Here is a 344-nt window from a genome sequence, read left to right as displayed (position 1 = left end):
GAAAGCAGCTCAAACAGGTAGTGTGAAATTTGTGGATACTAGCGATAATTCCGTTAAATTCACAGAAGCACTCAATGGTCAGACAGGAGATGAGTTTGGCTATGATCCAGCAGCTAAGATCAAGGAATTCGAAAACCTCGGCTACACCGTAGTTAACAGTGATAACTACAGCCCAACAGGTACCTTCGATAACATCGATGGCAACTCCCAAGACTTCACATACGAGTTGACACCAAAAGTAAGCCCAATCACCCCAACTGATCCAGGTAAACCAGGTCAACCAATCGATCCGAACAATCCAGATGGTCCAAAATGGCCAACTGATAAGGGTGTTGATGATGTGA

Annotated in this window: 1 protein-coding gene; it reads left to right on the top strand. The window is 44.5% G+C overall.

Annotated elements, in window-relative coordinates; translation table 11 throughout:
* Positions 1-22: 22 nt before the first annotated feature.
* Positions 23-344: mucin-binding protein (locus RFK25_RS11620; protein ID WP_332413563.1), on the top strand; the 322-nt coding region annotated here is incomplete at its 3' end.

This window comes from Streptococcus sp. SS-4456 (genome assembly GCF_036680365.1).
GTDB lineage: Bacteria > Bacillota > Bacilli > Lactobacillales > Streptococcaceae > Streptococcus.
This window is presented reverse-complemented; position numbering and strand designations above follow the sequence as displayed.